Annotated in this window: 18 protein-coding genes and 1 pseudogene; 12 read left to right on the top strand and 7 right to left on the bottom strand. The window is 57.7% G+C overall.

What is annotated here, in order from left to right; translation table 11 throughout:
- Positions 1-192: 192 nt before the first annotated feature.
- The 4 genes from FHW77_RS23985 to FHW77_RS23970 all read left to right on the top strand — a co-directional run bounded on the left by FHW77_RS23985 (position 193) and on the right by FHW77_RS23970 (position 6,335).
- Complete coding sequence (locus FHW77_RS23985; protein ID WP_353618996.1) at positions 193-936, top strand: response regulator transcription factor; 744 nt, start codon at positions 193-195, stop codon at positions 934-936.
- A gap of 134 nt (positions 937-1,070) precedes the next feature.
- Entirely contained in the window at positions 1,071-3,737 is a 2,667-nt protein-coding gene (locus FHW77_RS23980; RefSeq protein WP_182590819.1) for a PAS domain-containing sensor histidine kinase, read from the top strand.
- 927 nt (positions 3,738-4,664) lie between these two features.
- Positions 4,665-5,054 (top strand): response regulator transcription factor, encoded by a 390-nt coding sequence (locus FHW77_RS23975; RefSeq protein WP_034495459.1) that lies wholly within the window; start codon positions 4,665-4,667, stop codon positions 5,052-5,054.
- A 258-nt stretch (positions 5,055-5,312) separates the two neighbouring features.
- Positions 5,313-6,335 carry an HlyD family secretion protein gene (locus tag FHW77_RS23970; protein WP_502709249.1) on the top strand — a complete coding sequence of 341 codons (1,023 nt, stop codon included), beginning with the start codon at positions 5,313-5,315 and terminating at the stop codon, positions 6,333-6,335.
- Between the two features lie 321 nt (positions 6,336-6,656).
- Here FHW77_RS23970 and FHW77_RS26990 read toward each other — a convergent pair.
- A pseudogene (locus tag FHW77_RS26990) lies at positions 6,657-7,301 on the bottom strand (protein kinase domain-containing protein); the annotation flags it as partial.
- Positions 7,302-7,438: 137 nt separating this feature from the next.
- Positions 7,439-7,729: a hypothetical protein gene (locus tag FHW77_RS23960; protein ID WP_034495464.1), complete on the bottom strand. Its 291-nt coding sequence runs from the start codon at positions 7,727-7,729 to the stop codon at positions 7,439-7,441.
- Positions 7,730-8,010: 281 nt separating this feature from the next.
- Between FHW77_RS23960 and FHW77_RS23955 the strand changes: the two genes are divergently transcribed.
- Positions 8,011-8,817, top strand: a complete 807-nt coding sequence (locus FHW77_RS23955) for a hypothetical protein (protein WP_131258986.1) — start codon at positions 8,011-8,013, stop codon at positions 8,815-8,817.
- 2 nt (positions 8,818-8,819) lie between these two features.
- On the opposite strand, the gene FHW77_RS23950 is transcribed toward FHW77_RS23955, so the two are convergent.
- Positions 8,820-11,621 carry an ATP-binding protein gene (locus tag FHW77_RS23950; RefSeq protein ID WP_182590817.1) on the bottom strand — a complete coding sequence of 934 codons (2,802 nt, stop codon included), beginning with the start codon at positions 11,619-11,621 and terminating at the stop codon, positions 8,820-8,822.
- Positions 11,622-11,967: 346 nt separating this feature from the next.
- Between FHW77_RS23950 and FHW77_RS23945 the strand changes: the two genes are divergently transcribed.
- The 3 genes from FHW77_RS23945 to FHW77_RS23935 all read left to right on the top strand — a co-directional run bounded on the left by FHW77_RS23945 (position 11,968) and on the right by FHW77_RS23935 (position 14,598).
- Complete coding sequence (locus tag FHW77_RS23945; protein WP_131258988.1) at positions 11,968-12,336, top strand: nuclear transport factor 2 family protein; 369 nt, start codon at positions 11,968-11,970, stop codon at positions 12,334-12,336.
- Between the two features lie 255 nt (positions 12,337-12,591).
- Positions 12,592-13,914, top strand: coding sequence for a sensor histidine kinase (locus FHW77_RS23940; protein ID WP_131258990.1), 1,323 nt, complete (start codon positions 12,592-12,594; stop codon positions 13,912-13,914).
- A 24-nt stretch (positions 13,915-13,938) separates the two neighbouring features.
- Positions 13,939-14,598 (top strand): response regulator transcription factor, encoded by a 660-nt coding sequence (locus tag FHW77_RS23935; protein ID WP_044460226.1) that lies wholly within the window; start codon positions 13,939-13,941, stop codon positions 14,596-14,598.
- Between the two features lie 21 nt (positions 14,599-14,619).
- On the opposite strand, the gene FHW77_RS23930 is transcribed toward FHW77_RS23935, so the two are convergent.
- Positions 14,620-15,063: a CBS domain-containing protein gene (locus FHW77_RS23930; protein WP_034495477.1), complete on the bottom strand. Its 444-nt coding sequence runs from the start codon at positions 15,061-15,063 to the stop codon at positions 14,620-14,622.
- Positions 15,064-15,419: 356 nt separating this feature from the next.
- Positions 15,420-16,619, bottom strand: a complete 1,200-nt coding sequence (locus FHW77_RS23925) for an HlyD family secretion protein (protein ID WP_182590816.1) — start codon at positions 16,617-16,619, stop codon at positions 15,420-15,422.
- A 135-nt stretch (positions 16,620-16,754) separates the two neighbouring features.
- Between FHW77_RS23925 and FHW77_RS23920 the strand changes: the two genes are divergently transcribed.
- Positions 16,755-17,654 carry a LysR family transcriptional regulator gene (locus FHW77_RS23920; protein WP_034495556.1) on the top strand — a complete coding sequence of 300 codons (900 nt, stop codon included), beginning with the start codon at positions 16,755-16,757 and terminating at the stop codon, positions 17,652-17,654.
- A gap of 287 nt (positions 17,655-17,941) precedes the next feature.
- Entirely contained in the window at positions 17,942-18,088 is a 147-nt protein-coding gene (locus FHW77_RS26605; RefSeq protein WP_286084903.1) for a hypothetical protein, read from the top strand.
- Positions 18,089-18,639: 551 nt separating this feature from the next.
- Here FHW77_RS26605 and FHW77_RS23910 read toward each other — a convergent pair.
- Positions 18,640-19,539: a LysR family transcriptional regulator gene (locus tag FHW77_RS23910; protein WP_044460223.1), complete on the bottom strand. Its 900-nt coding sequence runs from the start codon at positions 19,537-19,539 to the stop codon at positions 18,640-18,642.
- Between FHW77_RS23910 and FHW77_RS23905 the strand changes: the two genes are divergently transcribed.
- Entirely contained in the window at positions 19,529-20,467 is a 939-nt protein-coding gene (locus tag FHW77_RS23905) for an SDR family oxidoreductase (RefSeq protein ID WP_286086136.1), read from the top strand. The two genes, FHW77_RS23910 and FHW77_RS23905, sit on opposite strands and share 11 nt — an antisense overlap.
- A 117-nt stretch (positions 20,468-20,584) precedes the next feature.
- Complete coding sequence (locus tag FHW77_RS23900) at positions 20,585-21,379, top strand: hypothetical protein (RefSeq protein WP_182590815.1); 795 nt, start codon at positions 20,585-20,587, stop codon at positions 21,377-21,379.
- Between the two features lie 249 nt (positions 21,380-21,628).
- Here FHW77_RS23900 and FHW77_RS23895 read toward each other — a convergent pair whose 3' ends face one another.
- Positions 21,629-22,192 carry a response regulator transcription factor gene (locus FHW77_RS23895; protein WP_034495485.1) on the bottom strand — a complete coding sequence of 188 codons (564 nt, stop codon included), beginning with the start codon at positions 22,190-22,192 and terminating at the stop codon, positions 21,629-21,631.
- Positions 22,193-22,202: the final 10 nt, after the last annotated feature.

Raw genomic sequence — 22,202 nt, 5'->3', positions numbered from 1 at the left:
CCCGACTCCGGCGGACTTTCCGCACAGCGAAATCCTAACATCCGGAATTGCGCCGTAACCAGTTCCGACAACCAAGGGAGCTTGTACAAATCGCGCCAAAAATCACGTCGCCAGTTGCCGGTGTCATTGCCCGATACCGCGTGGAGCCGAGTGTTGAGCTCGTCGGTCCGTCCAGATCTCGGATCCGGGCGGATGGGGCAGGGTTCCAAAACGATGCTTCTCTTGTTAACATCGCTGTATGATAGGATCGCGTGGGCGCGCGCCGCTTTTGAGGGGATGACCATGGAGGGGGCTGCAACGCGGCCGTTGGAGCTGCTGCCGATCGTGACGCTGGTTGACGACGATGCCCGCGTGCGGGAGGCGATGGAAAATCTTCTCTGCTCAGTCGGTATCGACACCGTATCCTTTGCGTCCGCAGGCGAGGTGATCGAGGCCACCTTGCCGGATCGGCCGGGATGCTTCGTGCTGGACGTCCGTATGCCGGGATTGAGCGGGCTAGACCTACAGGATCATCTCCTGAAACAAGGCAACCACACCCCGGTCATATTTCTCACGGCCCACGGCGACATCGCCATGAGCGTCGAGGCCATGAAGGCCGGAGCCAAGGACTTTCTTACGAAGCCCGTGCGCGATCAAACGTTTCTTGATGCCGTCTCTAGGGCGATCAGCGCCGACCTCGAATGGCGCGAGGCTCAAACGAACTCGCAAAAGCATATCGCGCTCTACCAAGGTCTCACCGCCCGGGAACGTCAGGTGCTACGCTTCGTGGTCGAGGGCAGCCTGAACAAGCAGATCGGTTTCGAGCTGGGCATTTCGGAGGTCACGGTAAAGCTGCACCGCAGCAACATGATGAAGAAGATGCAGGTGACGACATTCAACCAGCTCTTCACCGCCTGGCAGGCGCTGCCCTCCCATATACGAGAGAACGTCGAATAGCGGGGCCGATCATGCCTCTTACCTGTCCTACGAGATAGGTTTCGACCACCGAACCATCGGTATAGGTTGAACTCGGTCATGAACGACCCGCTACCGTAGCCCGGCGCGTCCTGTCATCATCCTTGGAAGGCGTGATGGATTTCCAGACATCACAGCAGCGCCGTTGGTTTGCTTTTGCGGCGAGTGCGGTCGGCGCTGGATTTGCCGTCCTTTTGAGCGAGCCTGTCGGCCTCCTGATTACCGTCGCTTTCGCAACTATTTGCTTTGGCTGGAGGTGGGGTATCGCTACGGCCATCGTCATAAGCGCAGCAGCTGCCGCGCTTATTTGGGTAGAAGGCGATCTTGCAAACTTGAGCATCAGGGGCTGGACTGCCTACGCGATAAGCGCATTCGGGATCTGGGCAGTTATCACCTCCTATCGGACGATATCCTTCTACGATCAGGTCTATAAGACTGTCCGCCCGACTCTGGAAGATATACCCGGACTTGGATGGTCGGCCTATCCCGATGGCCGCATGAGGTTCGTGAACCCCGCCGCCACGGAGTTCGTCGGGATCACTCCGGAGGAAATGAAGGAGAGGATGGAAGGAACCGACACCGCGTGGTGGACACCCTTCGTTCATCCCGATGACCGGGAAAGAAGCTTGGCGCTCTGGCGCAACAGTCTCAAGACGGGTGAACCCATTGTCGACGAGCAACGCGTACGCCGCTACGATGGGACCTACAGATGGTTCCGGGATTCCGCGATCGCCTCTCGCGACGAAAACGGAAAGATCACCGCGTGGTACGGTTCGACGGTCGACATTACCGATCAGAAAAACGCCGAGGCGGCGTTGAAGGCCAGCGAGCAGCAGCTCCGCGAGCTCATCAACACTGTGCCCGCACTCATCTGGCGCGCGGGTCCTGACGGAAAGACGAACTATGTCAATGACCAATTGATCCGATGGTTTGGACTATCGGCTGGAGAAAGAGATGTCGGCGGACTAGAGAGCCTGCTCATGGATGCGGTTCACCCCGAAGAACGTCAGGAGATAAGGGCGACTGTCAGTCGGCTCTTTGCCACACGAAAGTCATTCTGCCTCAAGTACCGTCACAGGCGTTCGGACGGTTCCTATAGATGGACGAATGCTACCGTTCAGCCGCTTCTCGATATCGAGGGGGCGATCGTCCAGTGGTACGGCGTTTTTCTCGACATCAACGACGAGATCGAAGCGCTGAACGCGCTGCGCAGAAGCGAGACGGAGACGCGCCTCATAGTGGATACGGTGCCATCGTTGATATGGCTGATGTCGACCGAAGGTTTCGTCTTCCATTTCAATGACCGAATGGTCGAATGGACCGGGATCGAACCGGGGCCGAGCCCCAGCAATCCGTCTGCACCTCGGCCAACGTATTCGGAGCTGATACACCCGGATGACAGCAGGCGCATTGCCGAAGAATTCAAGAATGCCTTAGAAACTGGCACAGCATTGCATACCAAGGGAAGGTTGCTCAGGAAAGACGGGCAGTTCCGATGGCTTGACTCGCGCGTCGAACCGCTCAGGGACGACACTGGCAACATCATCCGGTGGTATGGTGTTTCCATCGATATCGAGGAGGAGGTTAGAGCACAGGCCGCTTTGCGCGAAAGCGAACGTTACCTTCAGCATATGATAGATACCGTGCCCGTGGGGATTGTCCTTTCCGACAACAGCGGAACGCCTGTCTATGTCAACAAAAGGTTGGTCGACAACAACGGCTTGTACGTCTCTCGCAAAAGCGAAGGCTCTCGGCTCGACATCAGTCCGGCGGTGGAAGACCTCGTCCATCCCGACGACAGGGAAACAGTCGAGAACCGCTGGGCGCTTGCGCGCCGTAAGGGAAAGCCCTACGCGATGCGTTACAGACAACGCAGAGCGGACGGCGTCTATCGCTGGATAGAGGACAGGAGCGAGCCTTTCCGGGATGACGGTGGCAAAATCCTGCAATGGTACGGCGTCAACTTGGACATCGACGACGAGGTGAAAGCGCAGGAAGCCCTCCGGATCGCCGACGAGCGTTTGGCCAAAGCCGCGAGAACCGTGAGCCTATCGGAGCTTTCGATTTCGATCGCACATGATCTGAACCAGCCACTGCAGGGGGTTGTCTCGAATGTAACCGCCTTCAAGAACTGGCTGAGGGCCACGCCGCCAAACCTCGAGCGGGCGACACGTACCGCTGAGTGGATCGTGCGGGACGTGGAGGCGGCGGCAGAAGTAGTCAGCCGTATCCGAACCATTTTCTCGCAGACAGAGCATAAGCGCGAGGCGGTTTCGCTGAAAGCAGTGATCGAGGACGTGAAGAGTTCGCTGGCCGACAAGTTGATCGCGGGGAAAATCAAGGTCCACGTCGATCTTGACGGTGACCTACCCGACACTCTGGCAGACCGCGTTCAAATCGAGCAGGTGGTTCTGAATCTACTCAAGAACAGTGTCGAGGCCTTTGATGAAACCCGGTCACGCAGTCGGTCAATCGAGGTACGTGCGAGAAAGGTGAACAGTGAGGTTGTGGAGGTCTCCGTCGGTGACAACGGTCCCGGTCTGACCGACCCGGAAAAGGTGTTCGAAGCTTTCTACACGACCAAAAGCGATGCTCTCGGGATCGGTCTTGCCATCTGCCGATCTATCGTTGAAGCCCATGGCGGTCAGCTCAGTGCAGGCAACCGTGGAAGGGGTGGGGCCTTGGTGGCTTTCACGCTTCCGACCAATGGAAGGGCGGGCATCGGCGCGGCAGGCAGTGACGTCGTCGATATCGCGACTTTGGAAAGGGGCGAATTGCAATAGCAGTTAGGTGGGATTCGGCTGGACTGCCGGGTCCTACAACCTAGTTCAGTGACTTGACTGCCAGACACGGTCCACCAGCTTGAGCGAACGGTCAGACTGCACGACGTATGTTTCGGAATAGCGAGTGCCATCAGAATAAAAGTCATGATTGAACTGGCTACCGACGGGGGCCTTTTTGAGGCGTGTGGCATGCTGCCTCTCGTACGTTATGCTACCCGGAATGGGATCGATGGCCATAGCGGGAACTGCGAGGAGTGCCGAGAGCGCGAGTACAGCCGAATACGATAGCTTTTTTATGTTATTCTCCGTGAGGGGGGTCGTTTCCCTTGTTGCGGGACGAAAGTGAAGGTGATCGCTGGCGTTTTGCAGTTGTACGAAAGGGTACCCTTGCTCGCAGGCGGTTTTACGTGTGCTTCCCTTCTTAGTGGAGTGCTCCAAGACCTCCGGGAGCGGGTGTTCTAATCGCTGCAACAAAAAGCACGTCTCTTGCAAGCCGAAAATGTTGTATGTGCCCTGCGTCCATACAACCGTAAAGAATTGGTCAATGACAGACGATTGGGTAGATTGGTTTCCAACCGTCTTCTTCCCGCTGAAGGTTCTCGTGCTGGGCGTTGGCATGTTTTTCGCGCAGGTGGACGAGCAGCCAATTCCCCCAGGGCGCGAAAGTGGAGGAAATAGGATGTGTGCTGCGGCCTGAGCGAAAAGCGGTATCTGAAAGTTGCGGCTATTCCTACCAAAAACCAAACGGAGGTATATATAACGGCGCTCCTGCAATGCGTGGTATTGCGACAACCGGAGAAGTTTGAATCTCAACCGTCTCGTTTTCATGCTGATCAAAAAGTCCCGATTTGCCGTCCCGTGTTGCAAGAACCGATTATTTGACGCGTTTTTCTGAAATCCCGCTGCGGAAAGTGACAAGTTTCAAAAATGGCTGGCTCGCAAACCGCACACATCGCAATCATCGAAGACGACGTTCACCTACGGAATTCGATCAAGGACTTTCTCGATACCGCCGGATACACGAGCGAACTTTTCGGCTCGGCGGACTTTTTCCTGGACAGTGACCGCTACCGATCGTTCCGCTGCGTTCTCGCCGACGTAAGGATGCCGGGGATTTCGGGCATCGAGATGCTCAGATTGCTGAAGTCTCGGGAAGATTGCCCTCCGATCCTGATCATGACTTCCTACTCGGACAATCAAATGCAGGCGACGGCCCTGAAATACGGCGCGTCAGGCTTCCTAGCCAAGCCGATCGATACTTCATTGCTTCTCCAATTGATCCATGACGCCATCGGTAGCGACGCTTCGCGGGGCTGATAATCCACAGTGCTCCCGGTCAGTGCCGCGACCCCGGTACCCGAACGTATAGCTGTCGATCCACGCCGACTTCTCCAGAATGCGATCAACGTCATTTCGATGAGGAGAATTTTGATGGCAGAGTCTTTAGTCATAGCTTCGCCCGAAGTCCTAAGGCTGCCACAGCCCGATCGGGAAGCGAAGCCCTCTCCGGCATCGGAGACGGTCAACCTTCCTGTAGAGCCCAGTTCAGGTACTCGTGGATTGATGCGACGCCTCATGCTCGGCGGGTCGATCCTCCTTGCCGCAGCCTATGGCGCATACGAGGGGTTCCAGTACTACACCCTTGGCCGTTTCATTATCACGACCGACGACGCTTATCTCAAGGCAGACTTCACGGCGGTCGCGCCGAAGGTCTCCGGATATATCAGCGAGGTCCTCGTGACCGACAACGAGCACGTCAAGGCCGGGCAGGTCGTCGCGCGGATCGACGATCGCGACTTCCAGTCCGCGGTGTCGCGGGCTCGCGGTGATCTCGCAGCCGCCGAGGCGGCCATCGCAAACGTCGATGCGCAGATCGTGCTCCAGAATGCGCTGATCGATCAGGCGAAAGCGGCGCTTGCCTCTTCGGAAGCCAATCTCGCCTTTGCGTCATCCGATGCCAAAAGGTCCGAGTATCTCTATACAAACGGGTCCGGGACGCTCTCGCGAGCCGAGCAAACACAATCGGTGAGCGAACAGGCCAAAGCGGCGGTGGACAATAGCAAGGCGGCCGTCGTGGCAGCGGAAAACAAGGTTCCAGTGCTTGAGACCCAACGCAGCCAAGCCATCGCCCAGAGGGACCGCGCAAAGGCCGGAGTAAACCAAGCCGAGCTCAACCTGTCCTACACCAACATCGTATCGGCGATTGACGGAACGGTCGGCGCGCGTACCATACGTCTTGGGCAGCTGGTAAGCGCCGGCACACAGCTCATGGCGGTCGTGCCTCTCAACGCCGTCTACGTCGTGGGCAATTTCAAGGAGACACAGCTGACCGACGTCGTGCCGGGGCAGCGGGTGGCGGTCAAGGTGGACAGTTTTCCGGATGCGGCCATTGACGGGCACGTCGACAGCGTTTCACCGGGAAGCGGACTCGAGTTTTCGCTGTTGCCCGCCGACAACGCCACGGGCAACTTCACGAAAATCGTCCAGCGAATCCCCGTGAAAATCGTCATCGATAGCAAGGAGTATATCGGCCGTCTGCGATCGGGTATGTCGGTGGTTCCGAGTATCGACACGAGAGGTGGTCCTTCGACGCCATGAGGAGGGGTCGACAATCCTCAGTCTTGCCATCGTCGTTGAACATAGTGGCGACGCGAGGTATTTTTCCCGAAAACCGGGACGACCACACCCACCGCTAATTTCGGCGACGAAAAGCATAGCCGGGGTGATTTGCTTGCCGCCACCAATTCCGCCAAATCGTGATGGGGAGCGATCGCGCGAGTGGGCAGCCGTCTCCCACTCATCTTCGCCAACGGTCGTTCTTCTGCCAGCGATTAAAACCGAGTTGATCTGCCGATGCCAGTCGCGGCTGCGCTCGCCCGTCGGGTGGACTTCGCGCCACATGATCTCGTGAAGCATGATTCCAAACGCGAACACGCTGGTCCATTCACCAAGCTCGGTCTTGTGCCATTGTTCGGGTGCCATGTACGGGCGCGAACCAGTGAACACGCCGATGTCTGCGGCAAGATTGACGCTACCAAAGTCCGCGACCAAAGGGCGAAACCACAAATCGGTCGGTGGCAGCGAAAAGTTCGTCCTCAGGTCTCGAACGAAGATGTTTTGCGGCTTGAGGTCTTGGTGAACCAAGCCGCGACGGTGACCGTGCGCGAGACTCGCCGAAAGCTGGATCAACAACGACAATCGCCCGAGATCACCCCAACGAGGATCCTCGATGAAATCGGACAGATCGCCCTCCCACCGCCGGAAAAAGGCGATGGGCGTGCCAAGGATAAAGATAACGTCAAAGGGCCAATGTACGTTAGGGTGATAATGCGCCGCCGTCTGCAGCTTGATCTCACGCAGGAAGCGCTCCGCACGTTCAGCTGGTGAGAAGACTTCGCGCCGTCGCGGGAATTTAGCGCAGGTCAGTCGTGGAAAGACGCTATCGCCGTTATCGAGAAAGACGATTTCACCCGAGAAGCCCGCGCTACTGTCTAACGCCTTTTGCGCTGCCCCAAAAGGCAAGAAGCTGATCGCGGAGTGGGATCGGAAGCTCGTAGAACGCATCGGACGGTATTTCGGTCAACTGTTTCTCCCGACCTGGACGGAAGCCTTATAGTGATCCGACTGGGCCGCATCTAGCAGTTTGGACGTCGATCGGGCTTTCAACTTCGCCGATCCTTGCGGGAGCGTGGAGGATTTCGTTAAGACAGGCTCTCCGCCTTGACGCGTGCCGCGCTCAGAAGCAGTTGCATGTAAGTCTCGAAGCTGACGCCGTCCGCCCGGTTGAGGCTGGCGACCAAAGGGTCGTGGATGAGGTCCAACAGGGTCAGCTCCACGATCTGCGAATTGAATCGTACCGAATAATGAGGCAGCGAATGCGAAGGTAGCTCCCGATCGCCACTGGCGCAGCTCTCGGCCATCCGGAGCGCGTCAACAACCGACAAGTCGAGGGTTGATGATCGCGGATGCATTGTGAGCGTTGCCGTCACCATCTTCTCCCTCGTAAACAGGCTGCAGTCCGATGAGCCACGGATGTCGCCGAACGGGGTCAGACTAATTTCCTGAGAACCGCCCGGGTAGCATACTTTGGTGTACTCAGCGCCCGCACATGGTAAATCACCATGGAACGAGCATGAGATGCACCCGTGACCCCGATGGCATACCTAAGTTCAGTTACGTAACCCGTGGTTCGACGTCAGTGTGGTTCCGCTGGATTGCAAAGCGTTGCAGCCGAGCAATTTCAGCGAACCATACCGCAGCGAGGGCGACGAACATGACGACTGCATCAGGAATACAGATTGGTAGGGTATATCAATCTCAAAACCGTGTTCGTGACCAACGCCTCTTCGAGCTTCCCGCTCATACGTTGCGGTCTCGTCGCAAGTCGAACGGCGCTTCCCTCAATATCGAGAGGCCGGAGAAACCCAACTCAATCGGTGGAGATCACCGCGGTAGCGGACATGACGGCGCGAGCTGGGCGGGCTATGCCGTGCTCGGTTTCTCCGAACCCGTCCAGCGTCATTTCGGCGCTTCATGCCCCCAGCTTATGCAGGCCGACGGCGGTAGACGGTTTACGGACGATGGTATCCCGGTTCACGAGAACATCGTGGGTTACCAGATCGACATCGCTTTCGAAATCGCGCGTGAATATCCGTTTGTAGGCGAGGATATCGCCACCGAGTCCGTTTCGAAGGCCATCGCTGGCGTGTATCCGGTTCTTGTTGCCTTCAACGGCTGCCGACACCACTCAGGCCGTTTGGCGCGGATTGATCACGCGGAAATCATCATGGAGCCCACGCCAATCCCGTGCGTAGACCTTTCAGGAAATGTGGACGTACGTGCTGTCGTGCAAAGGGAAGGCCGCACTGCATGGGATGTGACGTCCATGCTCGTTCGCCCCCTTAGGGCATTGCTGTGGACCGCCGAACGACTGCGGGAAGAGGGTTCCTGGCTGAAAAAAGGAGATATAGTGACATCCGGCACCTATCCCTTCCTTCTTGACATCCGTCCGGGCGACCGTCTGATCGCGGACGTGGTCGGCAAGGCCGAGATCAGCCACAGGTTCGAGAACGGTCTATGATGTCAGGCGGCCGGAACGCTAGGCCGATCTACGGCTTCTGAAGTATCATCCGGCCGCGTGGAGCGGCATGCTTCGGCCACCGCGGCATGTGCTTCGTCCTTCGTCCCCGGTAGAAGCGCGTCGCGGAAGCCGACCGCGGCCTTGAGCTGGAAGGCACGCGCACCCTGCTGGCGCGCGGTCGAGATCGCAATGCGAAAGGTTTCGGCCGCCAATTCCGCATTCGATGGAACGATGAACGTCGCCTTGAGCCGCAGGAGCTCGGCAAGCTGGAACCGCTCGCCCGTTTCAGTCGCCCGGCCGATCGCGCGGTCGATCAGATCGAGGGATTCCCTCGGTCGTCCCGCACGGAATGCGCACTCCGACTGGGCGGCGGCGATGGTAGTCGCGGTGTTCGCATGCATTTGGGCGTCGGCGCGGACGAGAGCCTCGTTAAGCAACGCCTCGGCTTCTTCCAGCCGACCATCCGACAAAGCCAGTTCCCCCTTTATGCCGATTGCCAAGGCCTCGAAGGCAGGAAGTCCGTTGCTGGTAGTGATTCTGTGAAGGTCCGCTGCGAGTTCCTGCGCTCTGTCGAGATTTCCCGACCAAAGGAAAACGCCCGCTCCGTGCGTGAGCGCGATCGCCAGGCAGACGGGGTTGCCGTATGTGCGAGATTCCTCCAGCGCCAGCTCGACTTCCTGAAGGGCCCTGTCCGTCTCTCCCTCTATCCAAAGCGTCCGGGCGTAGAGCGAGCGCGCTCTTACGAGCTGTAGCATCGCTGTGAACGAAAGGTCGAGAAGGGGATATCTGGGGACGGCGGCCTCCAGGTAATGGCGCGCCTGCGCGAATGAACCGAGATAGGCAAGCGTCGTCCCGTTCATCCAGCCGCACAGGAGCCTGGCCTTGGGAATGTTCGCCTCGGCCGAAAGAGCCTCGAAATCCCTGGCTGCCTCAAGACCCTCCTGATACTTTCCTATCCTGGTGATGAATACGTTATAGGCCGCTAGCGTGCGCATCTCGCGCCCGACATCTCCAAGCTCCCGGCATAACTCCAGGCATCGACTGTAGGCCGTCTTGACCTGAAGCATTGAATGTACCGCCATCGTCCCCGTCAAGGCCACGGCTTCGCAAAGAGACGCTTCAGTCGCGAGGTCGAGCTCGGTCGCCGCCGCGAGCGCTCTCGCCGCCCACGACCCGCATTCCGTCAGGAGGCCCATTTCGTAGAAAAGCGGCCAGGACGACGCGATGAGCGCGACGCCGACGTCGTCATTTCCATCCTCGGAAAAACACCATCTCAACGCAGACCGGACATTGGCAAGGAGGTCGCTGGTTCTGTGCTGCTCGCCCCATCTCTCGAAAGGCGGGGTCAACTCGGTCAGCTTCCGCGTGAAGGCAAGAAAATAGCTTGCATGTTCTTGGCTGGCGCGGGCGAGTTCTCCCTCGTGCTGCTGAAGGGCTTCCCCTGCATAGGCGCGGGCGGTCTCGGTGAGCCGATAAAGCTGTTGTCCGGTCTGAAGCGAGATGAGGGACTTTTCCGCTAGGCTCTCGCAGAGATCGAAGACTTCTTCTTCGGTAGTTTCCATAAAGGCAGCCACCGCTATCGCCATCTCCGGCGTGAATCCCCCGTTGAACACGGACAGGGCCCGGAAAAGCGCCTGCTCCTCGCGGGTAAGCAGGTTGTAGCTCCAGTCGAACATCGATCTCAGCGTCTGATGACGCGGAAGCGCTGCTCGTCGGCCTCGCCAGTGAAGTCGAAAGCGGTTCTCGAGCAGTTGAACCACACCCGAAATCCCATGTGCGCCGGCGCGACCAGCCGCCAGTTCCAATGCCAATGGGATGCCGTCGAGCCGATGGCATATCTGCGCGGCCTTGCTCGCGTCTTCGTCGCCGGGTTCACCTCTCAGTCCCGCAGCGGCAGCCCTGTCGAAGAAAAGCTGGACGGCGGGAAAGTTCTCGATATCCGCAGCTGAAATGGCCGCGCCCGGAGGTGGTGCTTCGAGTGGCTGGAGGTGGAGAAGTATCTCGCCTTCCACCCGCAGTGCTTCGCGGCTGGTGGCGAGTATGTGAAGACCCGGCAGGGCATCGTACAGTGATTCTGCCAGTATCGAGACGTCTTCGACGATATGCTCGCAGTTGTCTAAAACCAGCAGGAGGCGGCGGCCGTCCAGGTTCCCGACGATGGATGTCAGGAGATTCGGGGCGGAGGTGTTCACACCTAGAACGTTCGCCAGACCCGTCAGAAGTTCCGCGGCGTCCTTGAGAGCGACCAAGTCGTAGAAGTAGACGTCGCCCTCGAATTCGTCGAGCATCTGGTGTGCCGCCGCGACGGCAACGGTCGTCTTTCCGATGCCGCCGGATGCGACAACGGTGACAAAGCGACGATCGAGGATATCGGCGACCAGCTCCGCGACAACACCGTCACGCCCAATAATACGTTTTAGCGGAGGAGGGACATCAATGGTCGGGCGTGTTGCGGACGTCGCGGGAAGGGAGGTACGCGAGACCGCTTCTAGCGGCGCTTCCCTTTCGACCGGAGCGATAAAACAATAGCCTCGCCCCGGTATGTTGCGAACGTACTTCTCCCGGTCGCCGTCGTCCAGGGCCTTTCGGAGCGATGCAATCTGCACCCTGATCGAGCTTTCTTCAACGAAACTTGAAGGCCAGGCGTGACTGACGATGGTGTCCTTCGAAACCACTTCCCCGGCGTGCTCCAGCAACAGGGTCAGGATGTCCGTAGCGCGGCTGCCGATTTCGCACGGTTCCCCGTCGCGCTGTAGCGAGCGCTGGGACGCCAAGAAGCGATATGGTCCGAACGAGTAGATCATGGTGCCGTCACACTGAGTCAATCTCAGTATAAAAGGCCCGATACCCTCCGCCAACCTAGCTGGTAGGTTAGGTTTGTATCCCGGAGACGCTTCGCCCCGGTACACGTTTTCACGCCCGATCCCGAGTTTATGTCTCGCCGTTAAATAGGCGGGAAATAACCGCTGTCCTCACGAGCGCCTTTTCACATCGTTTCACATGCCATTCCGATGCGTCCATGAGACAGTGACAGTGTGGAAAGCAGTCGAGCAAAGCTACCTAACGCGGCAGACGAGGCGATAGCATGCCTCAAATGCCAATAGATACAGCCACGTAATGATACACCGCTCTTGGAAGGTCGGCGAACCGATGAACGCACACTCAACCCCTGAACTCATGAATCGCAAGGTCATTACGGACTTTGTCGAAGCGATCAACTCGCGCGACATCGAGCGCCTTTTGGGACTCTTCGCCGCCGACGCGATAGTGAACGACCAGTTGAATGAAGTTCAGGGTCTCGCCGAAATCGGAGAGTGGGCGAAGACTGATGTCGCGGGCGTCTCCCTGTCGATCGAGGCGATTTCCATCCATCGGCATTATGGCAGCACCATCATGAAGGGCAGCGTGGACGGCGAGTTCGACAAGCGCGGGCTACCAGAACCGCTGCTCTACAAATTCTATTTCGTGCTTTCTTTCGAGAAGATCGTCCTGTTGGTGGTTCTCCGAGACGAGGCCTGACGACGGTTGATCCCCCGATCCATGGGGGAGGCCGAGCGCGACGCTCATTATCTGGATCGTTTGAGACCGAATAGTACTTGCTAAAAGAATCGACCTGTAGGGTCGTGAGCAAAGCATTCATTATTCGAATTTCACCAGCGTAACCGTAATCGCATTTAGTCGCATTTGGTGTCTTCTTACTTAAATTCTTGCAGCATCGCTGTGTTCGGTCCTCGGGTACCGATTCGACCGACGGTGAAGGGCGGAGTGAACGATATGAATATGACGACGTTCCCTAATGACAACCTCGACCCAACATGTTTGAGGGAAATGAGCCGTCGGCTCAAAGAGCTTGAGGTCAGCGAAGCCCGCTACCGGACGCTGTTCAACAACGTCCCAGCCGCAGTGTTGCAGGTGGACGCAAGCGACGTGGAAGAGGCTTTCACCAACCTAAAGCATAGCGGTGTCGAGGATATCGACGCGTTTCTGGTCGAGAATCCGCAACTAGTCGATCAGGCCAACAATTCTGTGATCGTGAGGGGGGTAAATGACGTCGCGCTGACACTTTTCGGAGCCACGGATATTTCTCAATTGTTGGCTCCCGTCGCCTATGTCTTCGCTGGAACGCCAGAGGCTTCTTCGAACGTGATGTCCGCCCACTTTCGAGGACGGCCAAACCATTATCAAAGGCTTAAAATCAAGACCTTCGACGGCAGGACCATCGACGCCGCTCTCATGGTCTCCTTTCCGCAGTCGGCTGCCAATTTCGATACATCGGTGCTGATGATCATCGATATGACCGAGCAGGTGCGTATCGAAAGGGAGCTCAAGAAGATGGAATCCGAGTTCGCCCATTTTTCCAAGCTGTCCATTCTCGGCGAGTTTTCCGGTGCGATCGTACATGAGGTCAGACAGCCATTGTCGGTGGTCGCGAATGACGCCGCTACCGCGGCGCGCTGGCTTCAGCGAAGCGATCCGAACCTGCCCAAGGTGCGGGAACTCGTCGGAAGGATCGAGGAGAGCGTCCGGCGCGCGAATGAGGTGATCAAGCGTGTCCAGGATATGGCGAGCAAGGCGGTGCCCGAGAGGCAAACATGCGACCTCAACCGACTGATCGCCGGAGCGCTTACGTTCGTCAAGAAGGAAGCGACCCGCAGATCCGTGACGATCAGCAGCAATCTGTCTGCCGAAATCGCGACGGTCGAGGTCGATCCGGTTCAAATCCAACAGCTTATCGTCAATCTCGTCGTCAACGCGATGCAGGCGATCGAGAGGACGCAAGCGCAGTTCGGGCGGGTGGAAGTCACCACCCGAAGCGACGGTGAGCGGGCCTTCATCGAAGTTCACGATACGGGACCGGGCATCCCGGAAGGGATTGCGACGGAAATCTTCGAGAGCTTCTTCACGACCCGGAAGGAGGGAATGGGTATGGGGTTGTCGATCTGCCGTTCCATCGTCCACAGCCACGGAGGCGTGATTTCGGCGCGAAACACCTTTGAGGGTGGCGCGTCATTCGAAGCTTGGCTGCCTCTCGTTTTTGTCGAGACGGGCTATGATGATGCACCGGAGACCGTGGCGGGCCGACAACTCGCAGAATAGACGGAAAGTATGGGAGGACCTGAAATGATACACCCGATGGAACTGCCGAATGCCTCACCGTTAATCACAATCGTCGATGACGAAGACATCGTCCGCAAATCGTTGATCGATCTTTTCGGCTCTTTCGATATGCCCGCAGTAGCTTTCGACGGTCCTGCCGATTTTCTTGCGGGCTTCGATCCGGGGCGTCCGGGTTGCATACTTCTCGATATCAACATGCCTGATTTCAACGGGCTTGAACTACAGAAAAGGCTGTCTGCAATGGGCTGCAGCCATCCAGTCGTCTTCATAACTGGCTTCGAAGACGTCAGGATTTCGGTTGACGCGATGAAGGCCGGGGCGACCGACTTCTTTCTCAAGCCCTTCGATAGTAAGAAAGTCGTCGCCGCAGCCGTCAAGGCCATCAATCTCGATAGCGAACGTCGGACTGAGCGTGTCAACCTCGACAACGCTCTCAACTGCTATGGAAAGCTGACGCCCCGCGAACGGGAGGTCCTCAAGTTCGTCACTGACGGCCTGCTGAACAAGCAGATCGCCTGGGAGCTGGGGATCAGCGAGATCATGGTGAAGCTGCATCGCGGCCGGATGATGAAGAAGATGGAGTGCCGGACATTAAGCGAACTGGTGCGCCGTTACGATCTGCTGGCCACGGCGGACGCGATGAAGGAAAGCGCGAGGACCTAAGCTGGCGGACTATGCGCTCGTTCAGCGATATCCGACACCCATAACGTACTCCTTCAGCAATTCCTCCTCGCTTTCGGCCTCCCGCAACAGGCCACCTAGAATGTCCCGGGCGTTTACAACGCCGATCGCGCATCCGTTTTGATCTTCGACCGGAAGGTGTCTGAAGCTGTTTTGGCTAAGCACCTGCCAGACCTGCTCAAGTTTATCGGCAGGCTCGCAGCTAACAATTTCCTTCTGCATCACGGACGCGACCGGAACCGCCAGATCCAGCCTGCCGCTTTGTACGAAGCTGCGCATGAGATCGCTCTTTGTGATTATTCCGGCAAGTCGCCCGCTCTCGCGGCACGCCAGTACCATTTCAGCTCCGTCCCTGAATAACGTCGCGGCGTCGAGCACCGGAGCGTCAGGGGAGATTTTAACAAGGCGGGCTTTCGCCCTGTCGAGAATCTGCTCTACCAAAACCATTGACTTCGTCTCCAAGGTGGCCGGATGGCCACGCGATCGGCCTTGAACGCCTACATGCCTTCGAAGCGAAAAAGCGCAATTGCATGCAAGGCGGCGCGTTCAAGCTAGCGGCCGCCAATTCCAAGGGAAGCTATACGTCGGTTTGCCTTTTGAATGGTGAGGGCAAATATCTTCGAAACGGATAGAGCAGAGCCGTCCCGGCGGATGGACGACCCTGCTATCGCGTGCAGTTCGCTGGTCCCTGCCGACGAGGATTGCGGGGACCTCTTCTGTAGAGGCGGTCTACGAGGACGCGATCTGCGACAGCGAGAATACACGCCCGGATGCGCTGATCTATGTAAACCGCGGTATACTCATTAGTCCTGGATCGGCCAGAGTCCGTCGAACGTGGAACGCCCGTCTGCTGTGTCGATCCGCGGGACCACGGACATGCCGGACCTCAGGCTGCCTGAGAGATCGCCAGCGTCCACTGTGATCTTGACGGGAACCCTCTGGACGATCTTCGTGAAGTTTCCGGTGGCGTTATCGGTAGGGAGCAGCGAAAACTCCGAACCGCTGCCTGGAGATAGGCTCTCCACACGGCCGCCGATCTGAATGCCGGGGAAACTGTCGACGCTGATCACGACGGGCTGGCCGACCTTGATATCCGTGAGCTGTGTTTCCTTGAAGTTGGCGACGACGTAGATCGAATGAAGAGGAACTACGGACATTAGTTGTGTTCCAGCGTTCACGAGTTGTCCGATCCTGAGAGTTCGCGCGCCAACCGTACCGTCGACAGGTGAGACGATCCGCGTGTAGGCCAGGTTCAGTTCCGCTTGGGCAACCTGAGCCTCGGCCTTGTGGCGTTGAGCGGCAGCCTGGCTTTTCTGCGTCTCAAGCACCGGAATTCGGTCTCTGGTCGCAACCACGTTCGCCTCGTCGCGCTTCACAGCCGCTTTTGCCTGGTCCCGGAGGGAGACGGTCTGCTCCGCACGTGATTGAGAACCCGCACCGTTCGTGATAAGCTTGCTCCATCGTTCCGCGTCTGCCTCGGCGAAAACCAAAGCGGCTTTGGATGCGTTCAATTGAGCCTCTGCCTGCCGGACCAGAGAGCGTTGCAGGTTGACCTGTGTATCGATGTTCCTTATTGCGGCGTCTGCCGCTTCTAGGTCGGCACGCGCCTGGGATAGCGTAATCTGGAAGTCCCTGTCGTCGATGCGCGCCAGCAGTTGTCCTGCTTTGACGGGGTCGTTGTCGTTGACCAGAATTTCTCGAATGTATCCCGAAACCTTGGGAGCCACGGCGGTGGAGTCCGCCTTGAGATAGGCGTTGTCAGTTGTTTCGACGTATCGATCGACGACGAAATATCGATACCCCGTCTGCCCGCCTATGACAAACGCTGCAATAACGGCTGACGCCAGCATGAGCGAGCGGAATCTTTTGCGCTTCGCACGTTGAAGCGGATGCTTACCGGAAATCGATGAAACCGGAGCGGCCAATTCGGGTGGCCCGCCAATTCGAAGTCCCTTCTCAGTTTCAGCGACTGTGAATGCTTCCGGTCGAGGCACTTCAACCATTTTGATTCTCCCGATCTAAAGGCATACGATCCGACGCTCGGCTTTTGGCCCGTAAAATGCCCTCGAATTGAAGCTGTGATAATCGGCGAAGATATGAAAGGATTATCAAGTGTCGGTTTAAGGTGGGCGGAGATCATGGACAGGTTGACCAGTTTGGAAGTATTCGGCCGGGTCGTTGAGACCGGCGGTTTTTCAGCTGCCGCACGTAAGTTGAACATGTCCACAACGATGGTCGCCAACCACATCAAAGCCCTTGAGGAGAGGCTCGGCGTCCTGCTCCTCCACCGTACGACGCGAAAGCTAAGCCTGACCGAAGCCGGAAAATTCTATTACGACCGTTCTTCGGCCATATTGATGGATCTCGATGAGGCAAACGAGGCCGTCGTAGCGTTGTCATCGACCCCTCGGGGGCAACTCCGCATCTACACCAATTCATCGATGGTCCAGAGCTTGGCAGCGATAACGAACGAATTCGTCGAACGCTATCCTCAAGTAACCATTAGCCTGGATATCGGGGAACGCATGGTGGACATGATCGATGACGGCTACGATCTGGCTATACGGATGACGACGCCGGACTCGAATCTGATCGCAAGAAAGCTGGCGACCTGGAGGCATCTGCTCGTGTGTTCGCCGGAATATGTCTTACGGCACGGAGCGCCAGAAAAACCCAGTGACCTTGTTGATCACAACTGCCTTAGTTATGCCCTATACGCCTTCGGCGACATGTGGCGCTTCGTCGACATGGACGGTTCAATCGTGGAAGCCCGGGCGAAAGGAAATGTCGTCTCGAGCAGTGCCGATCTCTTGCGTGATCTTGCGGTGAGGGGACGCGGCATTTTTCTCGCTCCGAGCCCGGTTGTTGTCGAGGAGATCGCGGCCGGCCGACTCCTATCCGTCATGACAGGATACAAGGGCGTGGAGTTCACGATCAGCGCCATTTTTCCGAACCGCAATCACTTGCCGAGGAAGGTCCGGCTTTTTATCGATCTTCTGGTCGAGCGCTTTGCGCGATTGCAGCAGTTCGAGGCGTGAAGCTTCGCCCCTCGCAGGGGTTGCTAGCTTCGTATCGAGCTATCCCGAAACCACAGCATAAGCGTGCCCGAGGCGATCTTTCGCCATAAGCATGGTTCCCCGCACGGCGAACCTGACAAACCTCCGTATAGCTTACCCGTTTCTTCGGAAAAGCTAGATTCAGTTTCGGCTTGATCCTCGTCCGACTGCGTTGGCGCAGTCTCTACCAGTGGTGTCCGTACCCACACGGTCATTCGATTCAAACCGCGTTGACGGTCGCGTATCAATCAAAAAAAAAGGAGTTGGAAATGTTGAAAGCAACCAAAACCCTGCTCGTGACAGCGCTTCTTTACGCTGCAGCCTTGCCCGTATTCGCAAGCGGCTCAAAGCCAACGGTGGTTCTCGTCCACGGCGCTTTCGCCGACGCGTCGAGCTGGAGCGGCGTGATCTCCTAGTTTCGGCCAGCGGATATCTGATTCAGGACATCGCCAGTCAAATCTGCCCGCTCCGGCGATAGTGGAGCGTGGCTTTTGGTTTCAGTTCTATTTCCAAATCGAGCGGGGAAGGGCAGGGCTGGACGCCCACCGGAGGGATATCGCCCAAATCATGTGGCACGACAACTCTCCGACGTGGACGTTCGGCAAAGCGCTGTTCGAAGGATCCGCACCGTCCTTCGATAACCCGGACTATAGCGACGTTGTGGTTCATTTTTATCGGCACCGCCGACGGGGTATCCCGGCTACGCCGAACTCGAGGCGCGCCTCGCGGCCCAGGCAGTGATCACCGTTTCCACCGTGACCCTTGACGGCGATTTCGAAGGCGTTATCCCGGTCACGGAAAGCAAGGCGAGGGCGGACAAGTTTTCTGCCAATAGGGTGCATCACGTGGTCGAAGGGGTCGGCCTTAACCTTCCCTAAGAGGCTCCCCAAGCATTTGCGACGCCATCATGGATGGTCGCCGCACTCCGACCCGTCCAGGGTCGGTCCCCTTTATCCGCTTGGTTTAATTACCTATGCGCCTTCCGCCAAGCGTGAACGTGGTCGATGAACGCGCGAAGCCCGGCGGAAGGCAGTCTGCGGTTCGGATAGAACAGGGCTATGCCGGGATAGGGCGGCGTCCAATCTGGAAGCAGCTGTATCAGACGCCCGCTATCGATGTCCTCCTGCACCGAACGGAGGGAGACGAACGCGATGCCGGCATCCTGTCGGGCGGCAAGAATACTCAGATCGGTGCTTCCCGCGATGAGGCGACCCTTAACGTCAACGGTCAGCGCCTCACCGTTTCGCTCCAGCTCCCATGCAATAAGGGAGCCGCTCGGAAGTCGGGCACGAATGCATTCGTGAACCAGGAGGTCACCAGGCGATACGGGGAGTTGCTTGTCCGCGAGGTAAGTGGGAGACGCGACCAGAACAAATGATTCCGGTTGACCGAGGGAAACGGAAATCATGTCTTTGGGAATGACGTCCTCAAGACGAAGTCCGGCATCGAATCCCTCCGCGACAATGTCTACAAGCCGCCCTTCGGTTACCAAATCAACTTTCATGTCAGGGTAGCTGGCAAGGAAATCTAGCACCAGAGGCAAAACGCGTTCCGCGCCACCCTCAGACGTGTTCAACCGTAGAACCCCCATCGGGGTTGCTCGCAGATGGTCTACCGCCTCCAGCGCGGCGTCGATCTGGCCGAGAGCCGGGCGAATGTGTCGCACGAGGGCTTCGCCCGCTTCGCTGAGCGAGACGCTGCGCGTGGTGCGATTAAACAGCCGAACGCCGACGCGCTTTTCGACATTCGCGACCTGATGGCTAAGCGACGAAACGGCAATCTCAAGTGCCTTTGCCGCACCGCGAAAACTCCCTTTGTCAGCGATGGCCAAAATGGCCCGTAGGTCCGAAAGGGTCATGCCAGACATGATTGTCCAGTTTCCTTCAATGTCTCGTACGGATCTGTACCGTTTATACCATCAAAACAAGCGTCTAAATATAGGATCAACGCTCGACAAGGAGAAAAAAGTGACAAACACCGTTCTCATCACCGGCTGCTCATCCGGCTTCGGCGAGGCTGCTGCGTGCCTCTTCGCGGATAAGGGTTGGAACGTGATTGCGACAATGCGCAATCCTAAGCAAGCCTGCGACGAATACCCGAACGTTCTGGTTACAAGGGTCGACGTCCAGGATCGCGAAAGCATCAAGTCGGCCGTTTCTCAGGGCATCGGGAGGTTTGGCCGGATAGATGTTGTCGTAAACAACGCCGGATATGGCCTGTTTGGCGTCTTCGAGGGAACGCCGCGCGAAAAGATCCAGGACCAGTTCGAAGTGAATGTCTTCGGTGTTATGGATGTCGTCCGAGAGACACTCCCGCACTTCCGTGCGAACCGCAACGGCCTCTACATCAATGTCAGCTCGGGCGCGGGTATCTTCGGCCTCCCGATGATCTCGCTCTACAACGCCTCGAAGTTCGCCTTGGAGGGGTTCTCGGAGTCGCTGTCCTACGAACTGGCTGCTCTGGGGATCGGGGTGAAACTGGTCGAGCCCGGCGGCGTGCTAGAAACGAAATTCGGGGCACGAACCGGGTCCGAGTTTTCATCCACATCGACGCCTTCCGATTACGACGCGTTCATTGCCGGCGCTGGCGCGATTTTCGACGGCCTGCGTCAGTCCAGCGGGCGTGGAACAAGCCGACAGGTAGCGCAGGTCATCTACAACGCTGCCACTGACGGTACCGATCAACTCCGGTATGTCGCCACGCAGGACATCCAGCCCCTGATCGATAAGCGTCGTGGAACCTCCGAGGTGGAGTACATGGGCTTCATGCGGGAGCATATGATGCCGAAGCTCTGACCGCTTCCGACGGGAGCCGCGTTGCATTCGGCTCCCGTCACACACACTACAGTATACTGCACTTTTGTTGAAGCGGAGGGTAACTTGGGCGATCTATCCACCCCGGGGTAACTCAACATGTCATCCGTGCTCGCCGACCGAACACCCAACCTAAGAACCTTCGATCTTCCTTTCGACCTGGAACGCCCCCCCGAGGAAGCCGGGCCTATGTTTTTCGCAAAGCATAGAGTGTCGGAGTTGCGGCGTTGGCCCGCCGAGCGATTGGAATCGATGGGTGCGATACCTTTCCCTGTCGGATACTGTGGCCAGAGTGACCGATACGAAACAAAGGTCTGGGGCGATGTCTTCTTACAAGTCGCGTACGCCATCGCGTCATGCGATGTGATCTCGGTGATCGGCAGCAGCTCCTCTTCCTCGGAACTCGAAGGCGTGCAGACGCTGCTTCATCATCACACGCGAAGGCCCGTGGAAGTGATAGAGTGCTTCGGTGACACCAAACCCGGCTGCATCTGGTCCAGCACGGACGAAAACCAGACCGAACCGGACTTCGATGCCAGAAGGGTGGCCATCGCTCTCGGGACGGTGCCTCCGCTCCATGAGCTCGGGGTGTTCTCGAACTGCACGGCTCTGTTTATCCACGAGCATCTCGCCCCCGCGATGTTCGCCCTGTCAGGCAAGGCGTTCGCGGTACCGATGTCTCGCGGCGGATGGAAGCTCTCGCACATCGCGTTCCACCGACTGCTCGAAATCGGGACCGAATTATCCTGCGGGGATGACTACCGTCGGATGTTAGACGAAACGGACAGTTTTTCGCGTCCGCTCTGCTTTATAGTAGCTGAATTGCTCAACGCGGTTCATCGGCATCGGAGCATGCCGGATTTTGCGGACGCCACGGCTTACGTCGTGGACTGATAGTCCGCCCCGGCGGTGCCTCGCGGTGAATGACATTGGCGGACCGGGTCGGGAAAGGACCGTTCCGCGCGCCGATTGGCCAGAAGTATAGAAGACGGGCGGGTGCATGGTCCCCTTTCACGCACGGGTAGAGCCCGAATTTTTGTCAGTTTTGTTGGATGTCGGGGCCGTCCATAGAAGCCCCCCGGAACCGCCCCTGCGCCCGTCGTGCGACCACCCGTCCAGCTCGGACCTTCAGCCAGATTGCGCTCAGGCGCTGGGTTGATAACGCTTGAGCATTCTTTGAAGCGAACGCCTATGCAGGTTTAGGTGTCGGGCGGCGAGTGACACGTTCGAGCTGGTCCATCTTAAGACCTCCTCGATGTGCTCATGCCTCACGCGATCCGGCTCCTCGATCCTGCAATCGGACGGTACGTTTGCCGATCCGTATAAAAGAATGCTCGTCAAGAACTCGTCGTCAGTAGGTTTGGGCACGAAATCGTCAGCGCCGGCCTTTACCGCGACAACGGCTATCGGAATATCGGCAAACCAGCTATGAATGACTATCCTCGTAGAAGGCAGCCATTGCGAAATCCATTTCACGAGCTCAAGTCCGGTACCATCGGGGAACCGCAGTTCCGTCAATACGATGGTAGGCTGTACCGCTAGGCATGCTGCCCTGGCCTCGGAGAGCGTCGAACTCCTCACCACAAGAAAGCCTCTTTCTATCAGGCTCGAAACGAGCGATTCCGTCTTCTCGACAAATGGATCGGCTATCACCATCGTCACGCGTGACATCGCCGGGGCTTTCTCGAATTCCTCGTTATCTTCCATTTGGCTTGCC

This window comes from Agrobacterium sp. RC10-4-1, from assembly GCF_014138475.1.
Taxonomy (GTDB): domain Bacteria; phylum Pseudomonadota; class Alphaproteobacteria; order Rhizobiales; family Rhizobiaceae; genus Agrobacterium; species Agrobacterium pusense.
Note: the sequence above shows the minus strand (reverse complement) of the source record. Positions and strands in the feature narration are given on the sequence as shown.

Bases quoted from the DNA above. Each gene is read 5' to 3' on its own strand.
- FHW77_RS23980 (WP_182590819.1), top strand. From the start codon at position 1,071: ATGGATTTCCAGACATCACAGCAGCGCCGTTGGTTTGCTTTTGCGGCG.
- FHW77_RS23955 (WP_131258986.1), top strand. From the start codon at position 8,011: ATGACGACTGCATCAGGAATACAGATTGGTAGGGTATATCAATCTCAA.
- FHW77_RS23945 (WP_131258988.1), top strand. From the start codon at position 11,968: ATGAACGCACACTCAACCCCTGAACTCATGAATCGCAAGGTCATTACG.
- FHW77_RS23930 (WP_034495477.1), bottom strand. From the start codon at position 15,063: ATGGTTTTGGTAGAGCAGATTCTCGACAGGGCGAAAGCCCGCCTTGTT.
- FHW77_RS23920 (WP_034495556.1), top strand. From the start codon at position 16,755: ATGGACAGGTTGACCAGTTTGGAAGTATTCGGCCGGGTCGTTGAGACC.
- FHW77_RS23985 (WP_353618996.1), top strand. From the start codon at position 193: ATGGGGCAGGGTTCCAAAACGATGCTTCTCTTGTTAACATCGCTGTAT.
- FHW77_RS23935 (WP_044460226.1), top strand. From the start codon at position 13,939: ATGATACACCCGATGGAACTGCCGAATGCCTCACCGTTAATCACAATC.
- FHW77_RS23940 (WP_131258990.1), top strand. From the start codon at position 12,592: ATGAATATGACGACGTTCCCTAATGACAACCTCGACCCAACATGTTTG.
- FHW77_RS23905 (WP_286086136.1), top strand. From the start codon at position 19,529: ATGCCAGACATGATTGTCCAGTTTCCTTCAATGTCTCGTACGGATCTG.
- FHW77_RS23925 (WP_182590816.1), bottom strand. From the start codon at position 16,619: ATGGTTGAAGTGCCTCGACCGGAAGCATTCACAGTCGCTGAAACTGAG.
- FHW77_RS23895 (WP_034495485.1), bottom strand. From the start codon at position 22,192: ATGGAAGATAACGAGGAATTCGAGAAAGCCCCGGCGATGTCACGCGTG.
- FHW77_RS26605 (WP_286084903.1), top strand. From the start codon at position 17,942: ATGTTGAAAGCAACCAAAACCCTGCTCGTGACAGCGCTTCTTTACGCT.
- FHW77_RS23910 (WP_044460223.1), bottom strand. From the start codon at position 19,539: ATGTCTGGCATGACCCTTTCGGACCTACGGGCCATTTTGGCCATCGCT.
- FHW77_RS23975 (WP_034495459.1), top strand. From the start codon at position 4,665: ATGGCTGGCTCGCAAACCGCACACATCGCAATCATCGAAGACGACGTT.
- FHW77_RS23960 (WP_034495464.1), bottom strand. From the start codon at position 7,729: ATGGTGACGGCAACGCTCACAATGCATCCGCGATCATCAACCCTCGAC.
- FHW77_RS23950 (WP_182590817.1), bottom strand. From the start codon at position 11,621: ATGATCTACTCGTTCGGACCATATCGCTTCTTGGCGTCCCAGCGCTCG.
- FHW77_RS23900 (WP_182590815.1), top strand. From the start codon at position 20,585: ATGTCATCCGTGCTCGCCGACCGAACACCCAACCTAAGAACCTTCGAT.
- FHW77_RS23970 (WP_502709249.1), top strand. From the start codon at position 5,313: ATGCTCGGCGGGTCGATCCTCCTTGCCGCAGCCTATGGCGCATACGAG.